At 45.8% G+C, this 23,924-nt stretch carries 13 protein-coding genes; 7 read left to right on the plus strand and 6 right to left on the minus strand.

Translation table 11 applies throughout. The annotated features are described in order from the left end of the window. The first annotated feature begins 95 nt into the window (after positions 1 to 95). From ABIC84_RS08145 to ABIC84_RS08175, 7 genes are read left to right on the plus strand one after another with little or no spacing between them, the layout of a single operon-like run. The gene (locus tag ABIC84_RS08145; RefSeq protein WP_426581120.1) at positions 96 to 1,262 is read left to right on the plus strand and encodes an iron-containing alcohol dehydrogenase; all 1,167 of its coding nucleotides are present in this window, start codon (positions 96 to 98) and stop codon (positions 1,260 to 1,262) included. A gap of 7 nt (positions 1,263 to 1,269) precedes the next feature. Continuing rightward, complete coding sequence (locus tag ABIC84_RS08150; protein ID WP_426581122.1) at positions 1,270 to 2,202, plus strand: dihydrodipicolinate synthase family protein; 933 nt, start codon at positions 1,270 to 1,272, stop codon at positions 2,200 to 2,202. Further along, entirely contained in the window at positions 2,199 to 3,239 is a 1,041-nt protein-coding gene (pdxA, locus tag ABIC84_RS08155) for a 4-hydroxythreonine-4-phosphate dehydrogenase PdxA (protein ID WP_426581124.1), read from the plus strand. The genes ABIC84_RS08150 and pdxA overlap by 4 nt, the downstream gene beginning before the upstream one ends. 3 nt (positions 3,240 to 3,242) lie before the next feature. After that, the gene (locus ABIC84_RS08160) at positions 3,243 to 4,409 is read left to right on the plus strand and encodes a four-carbon acid sugar kinase family protein (protein ID WP_426581126.1); all 1,167 of its coding nucleotides are present in this window, start codon (positions 3,243 to 3,245) and stop codon (positions 4,407 to 4,409) included. Continuing rightward, positions 4,406 to 5,971, plus strand: a complete 1,566-nt coding sequence (locus ABIC84_RS08165) for a sodium:solute symporter (protein ID WP_426581128.1) — start codon at positions 4,406 to 4,408, stop codon at positions 5,969 to 5,971. The genes ABIC84_RS08160 and ABIC84_RS08165 overlap by 4 nt, the downstream gene beginning before the upstream one ends. Positions 5,972 to 5,980: 9 nt before the next feature. Next, entirely contained in the window at positions 5,981 to 7,402 is a 1,422-nt protein-coding gene (locus tag ABIC84_RS08170; protein ID WP_429263256.1) for a sialate O-acetylesterase, read from the plus strand. Between the two features lie 2 nt (positions 7,403 to 7,404). After that, positions 7,405 to 9,717, plus strand: coding sequence for a DUF5703 domain-containing protein (locus ABIC84_RS08175; RefSeq protein WP_429263257.1), 2,313 nt, complete (start codon positions 7,405 to 7,407; stop codon positions 9,715 to 9,717). Between the two features lie 638 nt (positions 9,718 to 10,355). Here ABIC84_RS08175 and ABIC84_RS08180 read toward each other — a convergent pair. Genes ABIC84_RS08180 through ABIC84_RS08205 form a run of 6 tightly spaced genes read right to left on the minus strand, consistent with a single transcriptional unit; the run spans position 10,356 to position 23,924 of the window. Then, positions 10,356 to 12,398, minus strand: coding sequence for an aceric acid hydrolase (locus ABIC84_RS08180; protein WP_429263258.1), 2,043 nt, complete (start codon positions 12,396 to 12,398; stop codon positions 10,356 to 10,358). 4 nt (positions 12,399 to 12,402) lie between these two features. Beyond that, positions 12,403 to 15,744, minus strand: coding sequence for a glycosyl hydrolase (locus ABIC84_RS08185; RefSeq protein ID WP_429263259.1), 3,342 nt, complete (start codon positions 15,742 to 15,744; stop codon positions 12,403 to 12,405). Then, positions 15,741 to 19,049, minus strand: coding sequence for a glycoside hydrolase family 2 TIM barrel-domain containing protein (locus tag ABIC84_RS08190; protein WP_429263260.1), 3,309 nt, complete (start codon positions 19,047 to 19,049; stop codon positions 15,741 to 15,743). Before ABIC84_RS08190 ends, ABIC84_RS08185 begins: the two co-directional genes overlap by 4 nt. After that, complete coding sequence (locus ABIC84_RS08195; RefSeq protein ID WP_429263261.1) at positions 19,046 to 21,244, minus strand: alpha-L-rhamnosidase C-terminal domain-containing protein; 2,199 nt, start codon at positions 21,242 to 21,244, stop codon at positions 19,046 to 19,048. The genes ABIC84_RS08190 and ABIC84_RS08195 overlap by 4 nt, the downstream gene beginning before the upstream one ends. Positions 21,245 to 21,246: 2 nt before the next feature. Next, on the minus strand, positions 21,247 to 22,836 hold the full coding sequence (locus ABIC84_RS08200; RefSeq protein ID WP_429263262.1) for a sodium:solute symporter family transporter: 1,590 nt from the start codon (positions 22,834 to 22,836) through the stop codon (positions 21,247 to 21,249). An 8-nt stretch (positions 22,837 to 22,844) separates the two neighbouring features. Beyond that, on the minus strand, positions 22,845 to 23,924 hold the full coding sequence (locus ABIC84_RS08205) for a Gfo/Idh/MocA family protein (RefSeq protein WP_426581144.1): 1,080 nt from the start codon (positions 23,922 to 23,924) through the stop codon (positions 22,845 to 22,847).

The raw sequence follows: 23,924 nt of genomic DNA on the forward strand, positions 1-23,924 counted from the left end.
GATAACGGTTGGATAAAAATGGGAGGCGGCATTATCCATCTTTGTTTTATATCAAAACCAATTAACCAGGGCCAGTTATTATAATATATAAGTATATGCCGCAAACTGAACATCCTTATCGCGACATCACTATCCGGTTTCCGGGCCAGGTAATTGTTGGCAAAAACTCGCTTTTAAAACTAACTGACGAGGTTACCGGTCGTGGCTATAAATCAGCTTTGATCATTACCATCAGGCCACTATCAACTAAACTTGAACCGCTTTTAGCTCAGTTTAAAGAAGCGGGCATCGCTGTTCACGTGGATACATCGATAGTAAAAGAGCCTTCGTTCGGGGATTTTGAAGATCTGCTTGCATCTGTAAAACATACTGAAGCAGATGTGATCATAGGCATTGGCGGCGGCAGTGTGCTTGATGTGGCTAAGCTCATAGCTGCACAGATTGACAATAATCAAACATTGGCAGATATAACAGGAATCTGTCTGCTTAAAAATCGCAATAAAAAACTCATTTGCGTACCTACAACAGCGGGTACAGGCAGCGAAGCATCACCCAACGCTATATTGATAGATGATGCGGATAACCAGAAGAAAGGCATTATAAGCCCTCACCTGGTTCCGGATGTGGTGATCATTGATCCGGCATTGATGATAAGTCTCCCAACAGAGGTTACCGCGGCCACAGGACTTGACGCGTTAACCCATTGCCTTGAAGCTTATACCAATCTATACGCGCATCCATTCATTGATATGTACGCGCTTGAGGGGATCAGGCTTATAGCCGACAATCTCGTTAAAGCTGTAAATGATGGTGCCAATGAAGATGCCCGTACGCAATTAGCCATTGGCAGTTTAATGGGTGGCTTTTGTTTAGGGCCGGTAAATACGGCTGGAGTGCATGCACTCTCCTACCCATTGGGCAGCCTATACCATATAGCCCATGGATTGTCAAACGCTTTACTGCTCCCCTTTGTAATGGAATACAACATTCCGGCAGCACCTGAGCGATATGCTGCCGTTGCCCGTGCATTGGGTTGTAACAGCAGCATCAACGATTTTGAAACGGCTCATGCCGGTGTTGAAAAGATCAGGCAACTGATTAAGGACTGCGGAATCCCCGCAAGCTTGAAAGAAATAGACATAGATAAAAACACCATACCCCAAATGGCCGCCGATGCCATGAAAATTACGCGCTTGCTTAAAAACAACCCGCGACCGATGAACATAGATGACGCTGTTAGCATTTACGAGGCCGCTTATTAAAACACTAATGAAATCAAAAAAGAAATATAATGGCCTGGTAGTGCCATCAATTACGCCACTTACTCACAACTACAAACTTGACCACGAAGCGGTTGAAAAAATATTCGACAATATTTTCAACTACGGCGGTGTGCCGTTCATATTGGGTACTACAGGTGAATCAGCTTCGCTATCATACGAGCTTAAGCTTGATTTCATTAAACTTGCTGCCTCAATAAGGCAGCCCGGCCGACTGCTATATGCCGGTATCTCATCAAACTGCCTGGCCGATTCAATTGACCTGGCCAAACGTTGCGCCGATGAAGGTATTGACGTTGCGGTAGCCCATTTACCTGCATATTTCACTTTAACCGAATACGAAATCAAAACGTACTTTGAAACGCTGGCAAACGAAGTACCTATCCCGCTGATAGTTTACAACATCCCGGCTACAACCAACGTATCGATAAACCTAAACCTTCTCGACGAACTTAGTCACCATGAAAATATTGTTGGCACCAAAGATTCGGAACGAAACCACGAGCGTTTAAAGGATTCACTGAAGTTATGGGCGCACAGACAAGATTTCAGCCACTTTTTAGGTTGGGGCGCGCAATCTGCTCATGCGCTATTTACAGGAAGTGACGGACTTGTACCAAGTACCGGAAACCTGTTCCCCGATATTTATTACAAAATGATAGTTGCTGCCGACAATAACGACGAAGCTGCCGCGCTGCAACTGCAAAGGCATTCCAATCTGATCGGGGACATTTATCAAGGCAAACGCCTGCTGGGCGAATCATTGGCAGCATTAAAATCACTAATGCAAAGCGCCGGGTTATGCCGTACTTACATGATGCCTCCTTTATTGCAGGTTAGTGAAGCCGAAGCAGCTGATCTACAAAAGAAATTACAGCGCATGCTTAATGTTGAAAACCTTAGCTTACCGATATACCAATGATAGCCGAGAGACCGATCATAGCCATAACGATGGGCGATCCGGCCAGTATTGGCCCCGAGATAGCTGTTAAAGCACTATTAACAGAAAGATTGTACGAGATCTGTCGTCCGGTAATTATAGGTGATACCGGTGTGTTTTTTGATATCGTAAAACGCCTTGGCTTAGATGCGCGCATAAACTCCATAAAAGATATCCGCAACGCGAACTTTGAGTTTGGCAAGCCAGATGTTTTTGACCTGCAAAATGTAGATATGGAACAGCTGCGTTTTGGCGAAATCTCGGCCATGGCAGGCAATTCCTCGTTTGAAGCAGTAAAAAAAGCAATTGAACTGGCGCTCGACAACGAAGTTGATGCAACAGTAACCGGACCTATCAATAAAAAATCCATTAACGAAGCCGGGCACCACTTTGCCGGGCACACCGAAATCTACGCACATTATACCGGCACAAAAAAATATGCCATGCTGTTGGTTGAGCATAACATGAAGGTGATCCATGTATCAACCCATGTATCGCTAAGGCAAGCTTGTGACCTTGTTAAAAAAGAGCGCATCATTGAAGTAATTGAATTATTGCAGGATGGCCTTATTTCCCTGGGCGAGAAAAATCTAAAAATTGGCGTAGCCGGGCTTAACCCTCACGCAGGTGACTCGGGTTTGTTTGGCACCGAAGATGATTTTGAGATCCTTCCCGCGGTACAGGAAGCACTAAAGTTAGGTTACGATGTGGAAGGCCCTGTACCAGCCGATACTTTATTTTCCAAAGCCTCGACCGGGTACTATGGCGGCGTAGTGGCTATGTACCATGATCAGGGCCACATTCCCTTTAAGCTTACCGGCTTTAAATGGAATGCAGAAAAGCAGCAGATGGACAGCGTAAAAGGTGTTAACATCACTATGGGATTGCCTATTATCCGCACCTCGGTTGATCATGGTACAGCTTTTGAAATTGCAGGTAAGGGTGTGGCAAGCAGTGATGCCATGATACTGGCAATTGAGTCGGCGGTACAGTTGAGCAAAAACCGGATAAAAGTATAAGCTATGATCGCTGTAATTGCAGATGATTTAACAGGGGCCGCCGAGCTGGCGGGAATAGGCCTCAATCACGGGTTAAGAACCGAAGTGAGTACCACTGTTGATGAACACTGCGATGCCGACCTGTTGGTTATAGCTACCGACACCCGTTCACTCGCTGTAAATGAAGCGAAGAATATTGTTCATGATCTTACCATCCGATTACAGCGGTTAAAGCCCCGGTTTCTTTTCAAGAAGATAGATTCCGTTTTACGGGGGAACATTATTGAGGAATTGCAAAGCCAGTTAACGGCATCTCGTTTAAAAAGAGCTCTGATTGTGCCCGGCAATCCTCACCATTCAAAAAAAGTCATAGGCGATACATTTCACTACAATGGCCAACCTATTCACCTGAGTGATTTCGCCAACGACCCAACCTTCCCCGCCTTAAGCTCAAATATTATTGAATTATTGAGGGCTGATGGAAGCATCTCATTGATAAAAAAAGAAGACAGGCTACCATCGACAGGAATTATTATAGGAGCGGCCGAAGATGAAGATGATCTTAAATATTGGATCAGCCAAACAGATGGCAATATCCTTTTGGCGGGTTCGGCAAATCTGTTTACCACGCTGCTTGAATACCTAACAACTCCGCAAAAGATCGAAACCCCTGACCCGGAGACCACAGGCAGGCGATTGTTTGTATTTGGCAGTACCTTTTACCAGGGTAAGCTGAATCTTCTTGATGGTAAACACAATAATATCCCAGTACACTATGTGCCTGCGGCAACCATTTGCGCCGAAACCAGCGGCGATAATGTGCATGCTCTTTTTGCCAGTCATGTAGCATCAAGCATTGTGGCAAACAACAATGCTATTATTGCTATAAATCCGGATTTCATTAAAGATATTAAAGTTGACCCCGTGTTACTGAGCCACAAAATGGCGGCTATTGTAAAACAGGTTATTGACCACACCGATCTGCACGAATTGCTGATTGAAGGCGGCGCAACAGCCTGGGCCATACTCGAGCGTTTAAACATCAAAAAATTATATCCCTCAAAACTAATAGCTCCCGGAGTTATTCATATGCGTATAGCAGGCAATAACCAATTATGTTTAACTTTAAAACCCGGCAGCTACCCCTGGCCTGCCCCCGTTTGGGGAACCAATAACTATACCTGCATATGAAACATGAAACCCTGCACCTGGCAGATTATATTATCATAGCCCTGGCACTGGCCATTTCATTAACCATCGGTCTCAAATTTTCAAAAGGACAAAACTCTACCAAAAAATATTTCGTATCACGCGGCTCAATTCCGGCATGGGCTATAGGCATGTCGTTAATGGCAACGCTCATCAGCAGTGTAACTTTCCTGGCCTACCCTGGCGAAGGTTTTTCATCTAACTGGATCCTGCTTGTTCAAGGCTTAATGGTTCCAATAGTTTTATTGCTGATGGTTTGGTTCATAGTCCCCCTTTACCGCGAGGTAATAGGTGTAAGTACCTATGAATACTTTGAAAAGCGCTTTGGACTGTTTGCCCGCTTTTATAGCTCTATCAGTTTTGTACTTACCCACTTTTCAAAAATGGGTACTGTATTTTTTCTGCTGGCCCTGGCCCTCTCCAACATGACCAATACCAACACCTTCGCCATTATCTGGGTGATAGGATTTGTGATCATCGTTATCACGCTTATTGGCGGCATTGAGGCCGTGATCTGGGCCGATGTTGTACAGGGCTTTTTATTGATAGGCGGCGGCATTGCATCATTCATCATTCTCATCTGTTCGATAAAAGGTGGCTTTCCCGAGCTTTGGCATATCGCCAGCGTAAACCATAAAAACAACTTCGGCCCCTACTCCTGGAATTTCAAGAAACTCACATTTATCGTGATGGCTATAAATGGGGTATTTTACGCCATCCAGAAATACGGTACCGATCAAACCATGGTGCAACGTTACCTTACGGCTAAAACCGATAAGGCGGCTATCAGGGCATCGATATTAGGTGTAGCACTCACCGTACCGCTATGGGCATTATTCATGTTCATCGGCACCGCGTTATTTGCCTATTATCAGCAAAACCCATTACCGGCGGGTATTAAGGCAGATGCTGTTTTCCCCTATTTTATCATGAGCAAACTGCCTACCGGTGTTGTAGGATTGATATTGGCGGCGTTAATTTCAGCGGCTATCTCCAGCCTCGGCGCCGATCTGAATTGCCTTTCGGCCATTGGCGTAGAAGACTACTACAAAAAATTCAGGCCCAATAAATCGGATAAAGAATACCTAAAAGCAGGACGATGGATAGTAGTACTGGCCGGATTTGGCGCGATGGGCATAGCTACCCTTTACCTGCTTGCCGGCGATGAAGGTGCATTAGGCATTGTATTCACGTTGTACGCTATATTTTCGGGCGGTATTGCGGGGATCTTTTTATTAGGGCTGTTCAGCAGCCGCGCCAATCGCCAGGGGGTGAACATCGGCATTATTGCCTGCATCCTGTTTACGGGCTATGCTTTTTTAACATCAACTAAAATTGGTTTGGGTACGGACAAACACATCTTGCTTGATTTAGGCAGGTACAATTTCAATCAGCATAAATACATGCTCGGGGTGTATAGTCACCTGGTGGTAATCATAGTAGGCTATGCGGCCAGCTTGTTTTTCCCTAAACCCGAGTTGAATAAAAACCTCCTTTTCAGCGGATGGCTTGAGGCTAAGCGAGCCGGAAAGCTTACCAAATAATTTATAGCAATGAAAAAATTACTTGCATCAGGCCTGGGTTTGCTCCTATTTATATCATCGCAGGCACAAGTAAAACTGGCATCCATTTTTACCGACAACGTAGTTCTGCAGCAACAAAGTGCGGCCCCAATCTGGGGCTGGGACAAGGCAGGCTCAACGGTTACCGTTAACACCTCATGGAACAAAAAAAACTACAAAGCCAAAGTAAATGCCAATGGCAAATGGCTTGTTAAAGTAAGCACCCCGGTTTACGGCGGCCCGTACACCGTTACTATCAGCGATGGTAATACCATCAAACTAAACAACGTGCTTATTGGCGAAGTTTGGCTTTGCACCGGGCAATCAAATATGGAGATCCCTATGAAGGGGTATAAAAGCCAACCAATAAGCGGTTCTGTTGATGCTATACTTAAATCATCTAACGCCAACATCCATATTTACACCGTTCCCCACTCATCAGTAACCGAAGTACAGGACAATAGCAAACCATCAGAATGGCATGTCGCCTCCCCCGAATTTGTCTCCAACTTTAGTGCTACAGGTTATTATTTCGGCAGATTATTAAATGAGGTACTTCATGTACCTATAGGTTTAATCAGCGATTGTTACGCAGGGTCAAATGCCGAAGCCTGGATGGATCCCGATGGGTTGAAAGATTTTCCGGAGATCGAAATCCCGGCCAAAACAGACTCTATCAAAGCTGTATCACGCACGCCTACTACCCTGTTCAATGGCATGTTAAACCCGGTAATTGGTTATGGCATCAAAGGCTGTATCTGGTACCAGGGTGAATCGAACTACGACCGTCCCGATCAGTATGAGAAGCTCTTCCCGACCCTGGTAAAACGCTGGCGCGAGCTTTGGCATCAAGGTGATTTCCCTTTTTATTATGTGCAAATAGCCCCGTATGATTATGCACAGCTTCCACCTTACAATAGCGGAGGTAAATACAATTCAGCCTATCTGCGCGATGCTCAACGGAAATCACTAAAAACGATACCTAACAGCGGTATGGCCGTTTCGCTTGATGTAGGCGAGCAGGCACTCATCCATCCTCCGCGCAAAGAACCTATCGGCACAAGGTTGGCTTACCTGGCGTTAGCTCAAACCTACGGCATTAAAGGCTTTGACTATGCAAGTCCGTTGTATAAAGAAATGACGGTTGACGGTAACCGGGCCACCATCAGGTTTGAGCATGCCGAAAACGGGCTCACGTCATTCAACAAACCTATTCAAAACTTTGAAGTTGCCGGTAAAGACAAAATGTTTTACCCTGCACAGGCCATGATATCGGGAAGCGTAATTATTGTATCTTCAGCTTTGGTAAAAGAGCCTGTAGCTGTGCGTTACGCCTTTAAAGATTTTGTGGTGGGCGATCTCTTCGGCACCAACGGGCTCCCCGTTTCCTCATTCAGAACCGACGACTGGTAATTATGAAAAAACTCCTGCTGCTCTGCTTCCTGTACTGCAATATCGCGTTAGCTCAAAACAAAAGTATCGAACAATACAATGAAGTATGGATCAGCCAAAGCCAAAATTCAGGTCAATCGATGCCCTGCGGCGGTGGCGATATCGGGCTGAATGTATGGGTTGAAAAAGGCGAACTGCTTTTTTATATTGCCCGGAGCGGCACCTTTGACGAAAACAATGCCATGCTCAAACCCGGCCGTGTTAGGATCAAACTATCACCCAATCCTTTTGATGGCAATGATTTTAAACAGGAGCTGAAACTTCAGGACGGTTCGGTACTCATCAACGGAAAAAACGGCGATTTAAAAGCTCAAATAAAGCTTTGGGTTGATGTTTACCGCCCGGTGATCCACGTTAACATCAGCAGCAATAAAGCCATTAAAACCGAAGCCACTTTTGAAAGCTGGCGTTACCGTGACCGGGAAGTTAAAGGCCTCGAAAAAAATGAAGGCTCATGGAAATTTGCCCCGCGTAATGATGTCAAAACACTGAAGGACAACATCGCATTTAAAGGTAATGCCATCATGTTTTACCATCATAATCTTGACTCCACCATATTTGATGTTACGGTAAAGCAGCAAGGTATGGATGCAGTTAAGGATCAGATGTACAATCCACTTAAAAATTTAACCTTTGGCGGGCTGATGCAAGGCAAAAACCTGAAAGCAGCCGGAAACACCAAAGGACAATACCTCAACACTGATTTTGAAGGATGGAAACTGGAGAGTATTAAACCGGCCACCAACCAGGATCTTGAAATCTCCCTTTATACTCAACAAACAGCATCGGTAGATGAATGGCAGCAAGGCCTCAACAAAGTACTTAAAGAAACTGAAAGCAATAACAAAACCGCATGGCAAAAAACAGCCGACTGGTGGAAACAGTATTGGGACAGGAGTTTCATCTACATTAACACCGCCAAGCCCGACAATGATACCACAGCCTGGCAAACCGGTAAAAACTACCAGCTTTTCAGGTACATGCTTGGCTGTAATGCTTACGGACAAGCGCCTACCAAATTTAACGGCGGATTGTTTACCTACGATCCCGTTTTCGTCAACCCTCAATATGCTTTTACGCCCGATTTCCGTAACTGGGGCGGAGGCTTGATGACTGCCCAAAACCAGCGTTTGGTTTATTTCCCGATGCTCAAAAGCGGCGATATTGACATGATGAAACCGGAGTTTGATTTTTATCTCCGTTCTTTAAAAAACGCTGAATTACGCAGCAAGGTTTACTGGGGCCATAATGGCGCCTGCTTTACCGAACAGGTGGAAAATTTCGGTCTGCCCAACAGCGCCGAGTACACCTGGAAACGGCCTGCCGATTTTGACAAAGGATTAGAGTACAACGCCTGGTTGGAATATACCTGGGATACCGTTTTTGAGTTTTGCCTCATGATGCTGGAAACGGAACGGTATAACAGCAACGACATCCACCAATACATTCCCTTTATTGAAAGCTGCCTCACCTTTTTTGATGAACACTATCAATACCTCTCCCGCAAGCGCAGCGCCAAAGCATTGGATGGCAAGGGACACCTGGTACTATATCCCGGTTCATCTGCCGAAACTTTCAAAATGGCCTATAATTCCAACTCCACCATAGCGGCCCTGCAAACCATCACCAAACGGATGCTGGCACTGCCGGATAGTTACCTGAATAAAGAAGAACGTACCAAACTGGAAGGCTTTTTAAAACGTATCCCTCCTATTACATTTGCTGAGATTAACGGGCATAAAACTCTTACCCCGGCAAAATCATGGGAGCGGGTTAACAACGAGGAAAACACCCAGTTTTACCCGGTGTTTCCATGGGGGATCTTCGGATTGGGCAAACCCAGGTTGGATATTGCTTTAAACACCTGGAAACTGGATACCCTTGTAGCCAAATTCAGGAGCGGTATAGGGTGGAAACAGGATAATATTTTTGCCGCCCGTTTAGGTTTAACAGATGAGGCGGCCAAACTAACCACCTTCAAGCTCAAAAACTCCGGCAGGCGTTTCCCGGCCTTTTGGGGGCCGGGTTTCGACTGGACACCAGACCATAACTGGGGCGGCTCTGGCATGATAGGCTTGCAGGAAATGCTGATGCAGGTAGATGATAAAAAGATCCTGCTGTTCCCGGCATGGCCAAAGGATTGGGATGTACATTTTAAACTTCATGCGCCTTATAACACTACTGTTGAAGCGACATTAAAAAATGGAAAGATGGTTGATTTGAAAGTTTTGCCGGAAGATAGAAAGAAGGATATTACAATGATGTTAGCTCAATAAACCCTTCGTTCATTTGTAACAAATGGGGTGTCCCAATTTTTTGATTCTCAAAAAAAATTTAAAAAACTCACGCTGGTTCTTTTTTGTAAAAAGAGACTGTTCCATTTTTTGAGAGTGAAAACGCGGAACACCTTAAAAATAAAACACACTGACAATCAAATAGATAATAATTTACCCGAAACACCGTTAAGCAACTGATTATCAGAGACTAAAACATTAAAGAGTAAACTTCACTTATTTCAAAGACAGGTAAAAAAGCCTTTTTATTTCGTATTTTTCTAAAGGTTTTTGGGCTTTTTTGAAATTGATCATATCGATTATAAATGATACTGACAAAATAATACCACCAAAATTGCGGGAATGAACTCCGATATTTCATGCCATCCGGCTGAAGCCGGATGGTGCCGCCCGGTTACTGTCATATTGGGACAAAAAAAAACCGCCGCCGCTCGGCTCTCAGCCGAGTGGCAATTATCAGGGCGGCCTCTGGCCGTCGGGACTAACCTTTGATTAATAATAAGCTTTTACACTTGCGCTTCGGCGGCCAGAGGCCGTGTAATAGTTGCCACCCGGCTGGAGCCGAGCGGCGGCGTGGAGCTTTTTTCACCTTTTGCCTTTAACCTCCAACACACCTCAAACTATCTATCCAGCGGCATCCACGTTTCCATATCCACATGTCCCCGGTTACCCCAGGCATAATATGGGATCAGCCTTATATCAACAGCGCTTTGTTTTGGCGTGGATACTTCTTTGTATAATTGGTTACTCCAATTGTTTTCATCACGTAAATCAGCTTTGCCAACAAGGCTCATGATCTCACTGTTATCTATCCTGATCATTTCGGGTTTAAGTTGATTGTTAGCGGATATCGCTACACTGAAAACCTTTTGCCCTTTAGCCAAATCTGCCGATTCGAGGCAGTAAACCACCGGGCCGCGTTTTACCGCTACCTGGTTGCGGGTTTCCTCAACCAGTGGGTTCGCCTCCATTAGGGTCACCGGCATCGGCAGGTCGAGATCAATTGTCATTCCTTTGCGCCAAACAGCGTTAACTTGCGTATAAGTTCCTGGCGTAGTATCTAACTGCGGCACCGGCTGACCTTCGAGTTTGATACTTGCAGCCTTACACCAGCCAGGGATCCTCAAAAATACCGAGAATGCTTTATTGCCCGGTACTTCATCAAACCTGATATGGATCTTCCCATCCCAGGGGTAATTTGTAGTTTGAGTAAGTTTTACCGGGGTGCCATCTTTCAATTTAGCGGTTATGGTGTTGCTGCCGTACAGATTAAACCACAACCCTTTATCTGATGTACTGTAGGCATAATCGCTTACCTCAGCAATGGTTCGCACCACATTGGGCGGACAACAGTTAGAAAGTTTGATATACCCTATCCTATCCTTAGACCAACGCTGCTTAAACGGCAAGCTATCCGAATAAGCCAGCGGATTGGTATACAAAAAGTTACGGCCATTAAGACTGATCCCTGAAAGTACGCTGTTGTAAAGCGCCAGCTCCATTACATCGGCATATTTTGCATCACCGGTTACCTGCAGCATGCGCCAGTTCCAAAGCACATTGCCAATGTTCGCGCAGGTTTCATTGTGGGCTGTAAAGCTCGGTAATTGATAATCGCGTCCGTAAGCCTGGTGTACCTTTTGCACTTCGTTTGGATTGTAAGAAGTGCCATCTGGCGAAACACCATCATACAAGGCCCCGCAACCACCGGTAATGTACATTTTGCGGTTAACCACATCGTTCCACATCAGGTTTAAAGTGTGCATGAGTGTGGTATCTCCGGTTTCGGCATAAACATCGGCAGCACCGGCAAAAAGATAATTGGCCCTCACCGCGTGCCCCATCGCCTGTGTTTGCTGCCTGAAAGGTGTCCTGTCCTGGTTGTCGTCTGTACCATCCTTCATCAAGCCACGGATGTCTATCAGGTTTTTAGCCAGTTCCAGGTATCGTGGATCGCGGGTGGTACGGTACATCTCCACTACCCCCATGTAATGCGAGGGGCAAATAGCGTTACGCGCCAGTTCGGGCGAGGCCGTTTTATAAAACTTGTAGAGATAATCAGTGGCTTTAACAGCCACTTTCAACAAAGTAGTTTTGCCTGTAACCCGGTAATGAACGCAGGCGGCGGTCATCAGGTGACCAAGGTTATACGTTTCAAAATTAAGGCGATCGTTAAAAGCTTTTTCCTTGCCGCTGTTCTTCCGTTCTTCAATAAGGGTTGGCGTGTGGATATAGCCATCCGAGCGCTGCGCTTTGGCAATAACGGCTATCGTTTTATCCATTAGCGCATCCAGCTTAGGATCGTGTGTGTTAGCATACATGCTGGCCACAGCTTCAAACAGTTTGTAAAAATCACCATCATGAAATGGCGGGCCTTCGTGCGAACCGGTGTCTAAACCGGCGGCTATTTCAAAGTTGCGGTAGGCATGACTGATCTTCGGATCGGTATAAACACGCCACAGGTTGGGGATCATGGTATCACGGCAAACTTTGAACCTGTCGGCCCAAAAGCCGCCTGTCCACTGTACTGCGCCCATATCAAGGCTGCTTAGTTTGGCGTAACTGCTTTTACTGGTGTTTACCAGGGCTTTGTTTTGTGCCGATAGTTTTAATGTGCAGCTTAACAACAATGCTATTCCAATATATTTACAAATCCATTTCATATCATTAAGGGATATAAGTGAGCAACTTCACGGGGCTTAACAAGCCGGCCGGCAACAATGAGCGCCCTTCCAAACGGTAAGGCGCATTTGTCCATGTAATACGTTTACTTTCGGGCAGGGTATGATCCCCCATCAGGCGGTTGGCCCAGGTGTTGGTTACCTTGATTACCAGTTTATTTTCGCCTGATTTGATGGCTTTGCTGAGATCTACCCGATACGGAAATGTCCAGGCTGTGCCGCAGTTGATACTGTTTAGATATACTTCGGCCAGATTGGATACATTGCCCAGATGGAGATAGGTTTTGGCTCCTGTTTTTGCGGTAAACTGAAATGTATGATTGTAAACCGCAGTGCCCGAATAATACTTAATACTATCATTAGTATGCTGCGACCAGTCTTCAGGTTGACTGAACGTAATCTGCTTTGCGGGGCCTCCGTATTTAGGATCAAACTGTACCTGCCAGTTTGTAAAAGTTTGTACCGTTTTAAAATGAGCAGGTTTATCATTCGCATTTTTTAAAACGGAACCTCCCTTTCTGAAAACGATAAACGCAGAACCATTTGCTGCTAAATCAAGCGTAATATTTGTACGACCGGATTTGCCCACACTACTCAACTGCTTTATTTCACCGGTTAAAGGATCCCAAAGTTCAGGCACGCGGCTTGCCGTCCTCAATGACAAATTAATTGTACGATTCAAAGATTGCTGATTAGAAATAAAATAAATATCAACGCCATCGTGGCTACGATGCGTCCACGCAATGCCTTTTGCCGTTTGATTAGTTGAGTCTGTAGCTATAAGATCACGGGTTACACCTAACTCATCAAACGTATCTTTTTGATATGGGCCGATGAGTACCTTTCCTGCTGAGCCATTAGATAAAGTAGTTTTCATCCGCTCATCGCCCAATAAAACGGTAGCACCATCATTTACCAATTGCTGAAGCTTTTTTATCACTTCTGCCGATAACTGCCATGGCTGAGGCGACATCTGGCTTACACCCGGTATCACCAGCATGGCATAACTTGCCCCGCCGGGCAAAATAATCCTGCCGTTTTTTACTGTAGCCAAACGTAGTAACGCGTCTTTGTTAAAAGAATCATAGGCATAGCCTCTCAGCGGGTCTATCCAGTTTTCGGGCAGCGCCATATTAGCCGAATGGCTCGCATCCTCAATCGAATTAATGATGGGTACGCCCTTATTTGCTAAACGTTCCTCTTCCAGTTTTACCCGTTCCGTGCCGAAAATTCCCGGTAGAGTACTAACCAACCTATCTGGCAAAATAGCGCGGCGTGGCGTTTCCTCGCCGGTAAAAACAGCGATATCGGCAACCGGATGCCCTTGTTGCAGCATAGCCTGGCAACGACTGATATAATCAAACCAGGCCTTGCCCGGCTTCCACCAGGTTTGATCTCGCTGAAAAAATAGGCCGATACCATCCAGCGTCATACCCGGCTTACGGTCAAGCCAGGGGTTATGCACATTTACGTGAAAAACATAACGATTGATGCCAAGGGCAAAATTGCGGTCGGCAGCTGTTTTAAGCATTCCGGGGTGCTCGTCCCATAATAACCGCAACTCTGTAAAAGCCTCGGCCTGAATAATATTTTTACCGTAGATGTGCCCGCCCGAAATGGCATCCAGCATATCATTGGGCTTATCATGCGTAGGGCTCCTGAACCAAAATTCTCCCATCGGAATATCAGCCTTTTGGTAATGCAGCATGCCATCGCTCATCATGGTTGGGGCAACGCTTTCGGCAGTAAATGTGCAACCTTTTTCGTGCGCCAGCTTAGCCATGGTACCGTAGAAATTATCTACCAATAACTCGGCTACAGTTTGCCTTACATCTGCCAGTATTTTTTCGGATTTTTCCGCGCTCTCCATCGGCACACCGGCCATTAGCGGCAGATATGGCAGCAGGTCATATCCCCTCCGCTTCTGAAATTCAGCAGCAAAAACCGGCGACCAATTCTGGCTCCCGCATTCCCAGCTATCTATGTGAAATATCTTTAACACCCGTTTAGCCAAATCCGAGCCAACCTGCTTTACAGCCTCACCAAACCAATTATCAAACTGTATTTTGGCAGCTTGGGGATTAAACTTGTCACACTCCAAACCGATGCCACCACCACCGGTAGCATTGGTATGCCCGGTAGAAGTATGACCGATACGAATGATAGTCCAATTACCCGCCGGTACCTGCCAGTTCAGTTTGCCATCTGCCCCTAATTTATCAGTAAGGTTGATTACCTTCTTTTTATCTACACAAAGATTAGCCGGTAATTGGGCATCTGTGGTTTGTTTACTTAGACGCCATACCTCGCCGGTTTTACTTTCATATTGATGGATCCGGGACTCGCCCAACAACTCAATGCCCGACAATTTCAGCGTCGGCTTCCATTTGGCAAAATCTAAATCCTCAGCTCCTGGCTCCGAACCTTCTTTATTATAAGTAAACCTGAAATATTTTGCCGTTGTTGGGGCGATGGCATTTGTGATCTCGGCATCTCCATCCTGCCAGCCATGACGTGGAGGCTCCAACCTGCCTAACGATCGATAATTTTTACCATCATCGCTTACCTCAAGCAACAACCTTTGCGACTGATAATTACTTGCCGATGTATGGATAACAAGCGAGCGGCAGGTAAATGGCTTTTCAAATTCAAGCTGCAGCCAGCAATGCTCATTACTGGTGAAGCTTTTGGTATTTCCTTTTTCAGCGAGATATTGTACGTCGGTATTCGGTAAATTGGTGGTTACTTTCGGATGCTCGTCATAGCTACTCTGCCCCTCGCCGGGCAACGACGGATAAGCGAATATCTCGATGTCCTTGTAGTAGTTTTTATAGTGCTTTGGAACAAGCAAAGTATCATGGTAAGCTTTGCCACCCTCAACCTCAACTTTTGACCATACCACCTTTTGCATAGAAAGTTCCGGTGTTATCCACGGGCCACCGGCCAGCGCAAAACCATCGCTATCGTGTATGGCCAGTTTTAGGCCTATCCTATCCGCTTCCTGCATGGTAAATTTTACCATTGCCCACCACTCCGGGCTTAACTGATTAATTGATGGGGTAATAAACGGCGGATTAGCCGGGCCTTTGATGGGCATTAAATAAGCACCCGCTATTCCGGCCTGCTTCATAGCCTGCAGATCAGCAGTGATGCCCTCTCGGCTAACAGCACCCTGCATCCAGTACCAAAAAACCCAAGGCTTTGCAGATTCGGGCGGATGCAGGAAGGCCTCCTTCAAATCATCATTTTTAAGAGATACTTTTCGCTGCTGGGCTATACCCGGTAAAAACAGGCAGCAAAGGCAAATTATAAAAACGTATTTTCTCATGGCTTCCTGTTAAATTTGATCTGGTATGCCGTATTACCTACCGCATCCGCCTTACCCTCATAAGGTTTCAGGTAAAAGCTGTATTGATACTTTTTGGCCGGGATGCGGTATTGCTCCAATGGCTCTGCCACTTCCGACCAGCTATCGTTACCTCCTACGCCCATCTGTCTCAGATCGATATTCAACGTGATAAAACCGGCATCTTTTAGCTTATTAGTATGCTTCGCCTTTTGAATATTCTCTTCGGTATAAGGCCAGGCACTCATACTCAGCAGGCTATCGGCAGTTACTAATAAGCCTCCTGTTTTATGGTAAAGCAGCATCCAGCGTACATCGGTGCGGTTACCGTTTTCCTGCGGAACTACATAAGGTTCCATGAATTGATTAATGGCTTGCGAATAGATCCCCGCTTCTGAACCTGTACGCCTGTCGATATAGTTTTCATAAGGGCCGCGGCCATAATAGCTGATATTGCTATCGGCCTGTGCAATGCCCATTTGCATGCCAACTTTAGGCAGGTTTGGCAAAGCCGGCTTAACATCAAGAGCATAAACAACATTCAGTAAGCCATCGCCATGTATGGTGTAGTTTACCTGTACCGAAGCACTGTCATTAAGCATTGAATAGGTGCTGGTAATTACCACCGAACCATCTTCAGCTTTTTGACTCGAGATTTTTCCCAAAACAGGCACCGCCTTAAACCAGGTCGCTAATTTCTTTTCCATCTTCCAGCCGCGGTGATCATTATCGGTAACCGGTCGGGTGAAATGCGGCAATAGAGGCGCGAATACCTGCTGATTGCCTTTGTACAGGTATGAGCTTAAAGCACCGTTACTTTTACTGATGCCTATCTCAAAATCTTTACCGCTGATATGATAAGCTTTATCATCTTCAACCAGTTTTGTTTCCGGATAGTGCTTACGTTCAGCATTTCCTGTGAATGTGTTAAGTTTCGTTAGTTGAAACTGATCGCTGGCTATCTCGTAACCTTTACTCGCCCAGAGCTTATCTTCGGCAAGAGTAAAATGAATATCGGCCAGGTATTCATGGTTTGCTTTTAAATTAGGCAGGTATTGTTTAATACTAATAATAGTATCATGCCCTGCAGCAAGACTAATTCTCGGAATTTGCTTTTTTAGGATGATATTGCCATCCCCCCTAAGCTGCAAAGTAACATCATAATCGGCCAGTGAAGCTACGCTGTGCCAGTTTTTGATGTGGATAGTCGCCTTATCAGCATCAACCAGTTCACAAACCGCAGGCTGGAAAACATGCTTGCATTCGTAAATGGCAGGCTTCGGACGACCGTCGGATGCAACGATGCCTTTGATGGTGAAATTATCAAAATAACGTTCGCCATAGTCGCCGCCATAGGCATAGTATGCCTTACCTGTCGAATCATGTTTTAATAATCCCTGATCCTTAAACTCCCAGATAGCACCGCCAATAACTCTTTTGGTTGATCGCCACTGATCCCAAAACTCTTTTAAGTTTCCATTGGAATTACCCATCGCGTGAGAATACTCCACGAAAAATATCGGGCGGTTATCACCATTCTGCTGATTGGCCAGCAAAGGCGCAGTATAAATGCCGGGGTACATCCGGCTTACGATATCCACATAAGGCTGATCGATTGGGTTCTGCAACCTGTGCGAATGATCATTAGTTTTAGGATAGCGCGGATCGTTTGGGTCGATATAACCCTCGGCCTGTGGTGTGCCCTGGGCCGGTTCATAATGAACAGGACGGGTGATATCAAAATCATGGATCCAACCGGCCATTGCCGCATGGTTTGGCCCCCTGCCGGCCTCATTACCCAGGCTCCAGATAACCACACTCGGATGGTTTTTATCACGCATTACCATGCGGGTTGCCCTGTCGAGGTAAGCGCCGGTCCACATGGGGTCGTTGCTTAATTTCGATCCCAGTCCATGTGTTTCAAGATTAGCTTCGTCTATGACCAGTATCCCATATTCATCGCACAGGTCATACAGGTATGGATCCATCGGGTAATGACTGGTGCGGATACAGTTAAAATTGAAACGTTTAATGGTACGTACGTCATTCAGGATATCCTCACGGGATAGCGCTTTGCCTTTTACCGGGTCATGATCGGGGCGGTTTACGCCGTACAGGTAGGTCACTTTACCATTAATGAGTAGCTTGCTGTCTTCTTTGCTGAACTCAATACTCCTGACGCCTACTTTGCAGCTTTTAACCTCCACGGTTTGGCCCGCGCTGTCGACTAATGATAAAGTAAGTGTGTACAGGTTAGGCTTTTCATCGCTCCATTTTTCCGGGTTTTTCAGCGTGGTTTCCAGTAAGCCGAATTTCACGTTATCCAATCGCGGATAGATCTCATTGATGATACTTTCAACGCTTCGTTCCAAAGGTTTTTGTAATACTTCTTTATTATTTCTGTCGAAAAGCCTTGCTTCAATTTTATAACCGGGCACAGCCTTGCCTGTTAGGTTTTCAATCCGTGGGCGGATACTGAAAACGGCATCTTTGTATTGCTTATCCAGTTTGGCCTGCCATTGAAAATCGGCTATCCGCAATTTAGGTTCTGCCAAAAGCATTACTTCGCGATGGATGCCGCTCATGCGCCACTGGTCCTGATCTTCCAGAAAATAACCATCGCTCCAGCGGATCACCTGTACGGATACTACGTTTTCGCCAGCCTGCAGGTATGGCGTAATGTTAAACTCCGATGGTAAAAAGCTGTCCTCCCCATAACCCAAAAACTTACCGTTGAGCCAAACCTTAAAACCAGAGTTTATTCCGCCAAAATGCAGGGTAATGTTCATGTCCTTCCAGTTGGCTGGCAGGGTAAACGTACGCTGATAACTGCCAACGCCATTATAATCCTGCGGCACATGAGGCGGGTTAACCGGGCGGAACGGGTAAACCGCACTTTTATAAATGGGTTTATCATAACCCTGCATCTCAATGCTTGAGGGAACGATGATTTTTTTCCAGCCACTTACCCGGCTTCTATAAAAATCTTTCGGCGCATCGGCCGGTTTAGCAGCATAGCTAAAATCCCAGTAACCATTCAGGGATAACATCCTGCCTGATTTTTCCCTGTCGCCCGCCAGTGCATCTTTAATATTGCTGTACGAATAGGCCGTAGCGCGTGCCGCGTCCCGGTTGATGCCATCAACCAAAGGATTTTCCCAGGGTTCGGCATCATAAACCGTAGGCACGTTAGGGATGGGCGCGGGCGTTTTATCAACCAGTTGCGCGTAAAGCCCTGTTGATGAAAATGCTGTTAAAAGCAGGATAGATAAGAGCCGTTTCATCATTTTTTTGCGCTGTAATTTATGGTGTACTGTTTTTGTTTTTGGATGATAAGCTCATAAATGCCGTTTCCCTTAGCAGCTAATTCCCCCTCCTTACAAACTGGCTTTGCTGTACTGGTAAACCGCAAAAGGCCAGTTCCTGCATTACTGCTTACTTTAATTTGTTTGGTGCTGCATGATACTTTGATATCTCCATCAGCAATCGGTACACTACCCTCCATCCATTGCAGGCCACCCAATTTAGGCTCGATCACATATTGCTGATAACCCGGTGCAGTTGGTTTTACGCCGAGATAATATTTACCCAGCAGGTATATCGGACTGGCACCCCAGGCATGGCAAAGGCTTTTACCAAATGGTCGCCCGTACATGGCGTAGCGGTCGGTGCCTGTTTTAGCCGGATTGTATTCTTCCCAAAAAGAGGTTGCGCCTAAATTGAGCATCCCGCCCCAATAATCCTTCATCTCTTTAAGCACATAGCTTTGCTCGCCCATGGCGCAAAGGGCTTCCAGTTCATAAAAGCGCATGTATGGGGTGGTTATCTTCTGTATATTATCGTTCAGCAGCACGTACTTTTTTATTTCCTGCTGCTGACCAGGGTTGAGGTAGTTGAAAAATATCGAGAACATATTGGTATAGCGGGTTACATTATCGCTTTGCTTACCGTCAACCAGGCTATGCACAAAGGCATGTTTATCGCTATTCCAATACAGGGAGAAGATCTTCGATTTCAAGTCGGCCGACAGTTTTTGATATTGATCATTGCCTGTTTTATCATCCATGATATTGGCGCATAAAGCCATGGTTTCCAGGCTGCGGCAAAGCAGCAACTGTTCAAAACTTACCTCGCCTTTTTTGCTGAGTTTATCGGCCCAGTCAATAAATACCCAGTCGCCGGGGAGACCTTCCATCAATCCATTTTTATCGCGGCGCTGCAGGCAATAGCTCATCAGGCTTTGCATGCGTGGGTACATTTGTTTAATGAAACTCTTATCGCCGGTGTACTGGTAGTAATCATAAATACCCATGAACCAGTAAAAAGTATAATCCATAATGGTATTGATATGGCTGGTTACCGGGTCTTTACCGCGGAGGGCGTACAGGGTACGGGTTACCGTAGGCGAATCAAAATACAGGTAATAATTCATGAGGTAGCTTTGATAAGCATCGCCTGACCAAATCCACCTGTCACGCTTGATGCCGTCGATAAAAAACTCGCGGGTATTCAGGTGCAGTGTATATGCCGAAACATCCCAGATCTTGTTGATCAGGTCGTCCGAACATTTAAAACTCCCCCGCTGCTCCACTTGCGAATACTCATAAAGCATGGAAACATCATCGGCACTCACATTATCATTAAACAATACGTTGATGTAACGGAAAGCACGCGAACCCTCCATAGTATAATCAGCTTTCTGAGGCTGATCGATATAAACACTATCCAGCAGTTCGCAATTGGTTAAGGATAGCGCTTCTTCCTTTGACTCGCCGTAGCAGAGTTTAACACTCCCTTTGCCTTTTAAGCCGATAAGCCTGGCGTAACCAAAGGTTTCTTTCCCGAAATCAACCAAAATGGAATGCTCTTTTCGTTCAACCTTTTCAGGCTTATGCTCTTCGGTAGGCAAACGGAATGCTGAAGGCAATTTGTCCGCCGAATCAAAGTTCCAGTTACCGGCGTTCACATATTTTGTAGCCGAGATATCCGAGGTCTTACCCGATTCGTCAATCCATTCCTTATCCTCATAAGTTACCAGCCACGAAGTATCTGACACCAGTTGCTGCCCCTTAACAAATATGGCAGGGGCAGCAGCCTGGTTATAAACTTTGAGACTAAGCCTGTGCCTGCCAGCCGGCACATGAATATTTTTGGGATAGCCCACCAATGCCTTGCCATCAAGCTTTACATTGTATTGTCCTTCAACAGCCAGTTCAACGGTTTCGGGAGAGGTAAGCGTAAAATCCTTATGAAAATCAACCAATACATAATGACTGTCCAGTTTCCAAAATGGCGGGAAGAAAGTGCCCCGCTCGGTGCGGCGGTTTTGCATCCGGTTGCTGAGCCATACCTCATAATCGCCGGGATACCAGATCCAGGTAGCTTTTTGCGCTTTAGCCATATCGGCACAAAACATAAAGCTTAACAGCGCGATAAGTACACGAGGCTTATTGAATCTTATATGAGTAGTGATTTTATTCATTTTTAATGTCCGTTGAAAATGAGGTATAAAGCAATCATGACTATCGAGAGCAGCAGCCAGGCTATTTTTACACGCCGGGTGGGCTTTGCAGTATTTTCTGTTTCAGATTTATCGGCCACGTAAACAGCCGGTGTTTTGTCAAGCAGCGAGATCAAAACGGCAGATGCCGCCAGGAACACAAATATGAAAAACGACAGCATCAGATAATGCGGCCAAAAGCTGTACTTATCTGGCGGTAACACCCACAGGTAAACCACACCGGTACCCAAACTAAAAGCCGAACCCGCAGAAAGAATGATATTTACCGCCTTGCGGGTAGTGCGTTTCCAATAAACAGTAAGGAGGAAAACTACAGCCAGCGGCGGCGCAATAAAGCCCAATACCGATTGAAATACGTCGAACAAATTAAGCCCTTTGATGCTGTCGATAGCCAGCGCCATGCCTATGGCAAACAGGCATCCACCTATTACAGTGTATCGCCCTACACGGATAAGGTCTTTATTAGTGGCATTGGGGTTGATCTTTTCAGCATAAATGTCCATGGTGAACACCGTACTCAGTGAGTTGAGCGAAGAGCCGACGGTACCTATCAAAACGGCAATCAACACCACAATAACCAGCCCGTTCATCCCCGGAGGGAAAAGATTGGTAACCATAGTCATGTAAGCTAATGCCGGATCGCTCAAATACGGGAACAGGATGAAACACAAAATACCCGTGAGGATAAACAGCGGCAGCGATAATATTTTGAGCCAGCCAATAAAGTTAACTCCAAGCTGTCCCTGCTCCAGATTTTTAGCGCCCAATACCGATTGCACCATAGCCTGATCTGTACAGAAAAAAGCGACAGCCGATACCGGGTAGCCCAGCAAAATTGCATACCATGGATATTTAACATCGCTGGCCGGATGGATAAGGTTCCAGTAATTTGCGGGCGTTTGATGGAATACTGCCGATAACCCGCCCGCTTTACTTACGCCCAAAACGGTCAGAGTGAGCGATACGCCGATAAGCAGCAGCATCTGGAAAACATTCACTTTGGCAATAGCCTTTAAACCGCCGGTAAAAGCAAACAAGCCCGCAAATGACACCAACACGATAACCGATTGCCACATGGGGATGCCCAGTATCTGCCTCACTAAAAATCCACCGGCAAACAAACCTAACGATAGCCATGAGATCAGCATTTTGATAAGCGCGTACCAGGCTAGGATATTACGGGTCGAATCGCCGTAACGGTTCCCCATAAACTCGGGCATGGTTGATACTTTGGCAGCAATATATTTTGGCGCAAATACCAATGCCAGCAACATCAGAAAAACAAAAGCATACCAGTCGAAATTGACGGCCACGATGCCCGTGCTGTAACCTATACTGGCAAAGGCCAGCAACATGGAAGGCCCAACATTGGTGCCCCACATATTAAAGCCAATACTTGCCCACCCCAATGATTTATTGGCGAGGAAAAGTGTTTCGTCTGTTTTGTTTTTACCACTAAAACTGGCGCGGAACCCGATTATCATCAAGATAATCAGATAAACGGCCACAACCGAATAATCCAACAGCGTGAGGCGCGATACAATATTGCTCATGCCCAGGATCATGCGCTTAACTCGTTTACGGTTAAATTAAACTCAGTCAGGATCTCGTCAACCTTTACGGGTTTGCCGCTTTGCAATGATCTGTCCATAGCCTGGAGGAGGGCGATTGTGCCGATACCTTCCTTAATATCCGGGTAAGCGGTGTAACCTTCAGTAATGCTATCGGCAAAGTATTCGAGGTAATTTTGATACTCCCCGGCGTGGTGGCTTTTGCCCTCAAACCTGAAGTAATGTTTCAGCTTATGTTCCCAGGTGATGATGCGTTCTTCGCCGGTATTATCAGTGATGGCATAGCGCAAATCCATATAGTCGCCCTGACTGCAGCCCTCGGTGCCGCGTAAAATACAGCTCATTTCACTGTCGCGGGTAACGGGTTGCACCGGACCAGTATAGCAGCCGCTAACACGGGCAATGCGGCCATCCTTAGCTTTGAAAATAAAGTGCATGGTATCCGGGTTCTTCAAACCGCCTTTTGCACCGTTGGCACTTAGCATACCGTAGCCCATCACCTCTTCAATCTCCGGCAAATACCAGCGGATAAAATCAACCGGGTGACTTAAGCCACCGTACAGCCATTTAAAGGCCTGTTGTAGCGACCATGGCTTCTCTAAAAACCAGCGATGATCTGCATGATAATAAGCCTCCACAGTGATCAAATCCCCTATTAAACCTGCCTCGTAATCTTTACGCTGCTTTTTCATCGGTTCAAAAAAGCGTGAACTTTGACCTACAAAAACTTTTTTGCCGCTTTGCTCAACCAGTTCAAGCAGTTCGGCAGCTTTGCTCAGGTCGTCAATAAAAGGTTTTGTACATACCACATGCTTGCCATGCAATAACGCCTGTTTAACATGTTCAGCATGCAGATGATCGGGCGTATAAATGGCAATGATATCTATTTCGGCATCATTGAGCATGTCTTGGTAGCTGGTGGTATAGTTATGAAAGTTAAACTCTTCTGCGCGGTGCTTACACATTTCAATATTCATATCGCATACCATTTTCAGTTCAAGCTTTTCGCTTTTCAATACTGCCGACATGGTACTGCGCCCTTCGCCTAATCCTAATATTCCTATTTTCAT

The sequence above is a fragment of the Mucilaginibacter sp. 3215 genome (assembly GCF_050433785.1).
In the GTDB taxonomy this organism is placed as follows: Bacteria; Bacteroidota; Bacteroidia; order Sphingobacteriales; family Sphingobacteriaceae; genus Mucilaginibacter.

Excerpts from the sequence above, each read along its gene's own strand:
- ABIC84_RS08200 (WP_429263262.1), bottom strand. The coding sequence starts at position 22,836 with ATGAGCAATATTGTATCGCGCCTCACGCTGTTGGATTATTCGGTTGTG.
- pdxA (WP_426581124.1), top strand. The coding sequence starts at position 2,199 with ATGATAGCCGAGAGACCGATCATAGCCATAACGATGGGCGATCCGGCC.
- ABIC84_RS08195 (WP_429263261.1), bottom strand. The coding sequence starts at position 21,244 with ATGAATAAAATCACTACTCATATAAGATTCAATAAGCCTCGTGTACTT.
- ABIC84_RS08175 (WP_429263257.1), top strand. The coding sequence starts at position 7,405 with ATGAAAAAACTCCTGCTGCTCTGCTTCCTGTACTGCAATATCGCGTTA.
- ABIC84_RS08160 (WP_426581126.1), top strand. The coding sequence starts at position 3,243 with ATGATCGCTGTAATTGCAGATGATTTAACAGGGGCCGCCGAGCTGGCG.
- ABIC84_RS08190 (WP_429263260.1), bottom strand. The coding sequence starts at position 19,049 with ATGATGAAACGGCTCTTATCTATCCTGCTTTTAACAGCATTTTCATCA.
- ABIC84_RS08145 (WP_426581120.1), top strand. The coding sequence starts at position 96 with ATGCCGCAAACTGAACATCCTTATCGCGACATCACTATCCGGTTTCCG.
- ABIC84_RS08185 (WP_429263259.1), bottom strand. The coding sequence starts at position 15,744 with ATGAGAAAATACGTTTTTATAATTTGCCTTTGCTGCCTGTTTTTACCG.
- ABIC84_RS08165 (WP_426581128.1), top strand. The coding sequence starts at position 4,406 with ATGAAACATGAAACCCTGCACCTGGCAGATTATATTATCATAGCCCTG.
- ABIC84_RS08180 (WP_429263258.1), bottom strand. The coding sequence starts at position 12,398 with ATGAAATGGATTTGTAAATATATTGGAATAGCATTGTTGTTAAGCTGC.
- ABIC84_RS08205 (WP_426581144.1), bottom strand. The coding sequence starts at position 23,924 with ATGAAAATAGGAATATTAGGATTAGGCGAAGGGCGCAGTACCATGTCG.
- ABIC84_RS08170 (WP_429263256.1), top strand. The coding sequence starts at position 5,981 with ATGAAAAAATTACTTGCATCAGGCCTGGGTTTGCTCCTATTTATATCA.
- ABIC84_RS08150 (WP_426581122.1), top strand. The coding sequence starts at position 1,270 with ATGAAATCAAAAAAGAAATATAATGGCCTGGTAGTGCCATCAATTACG.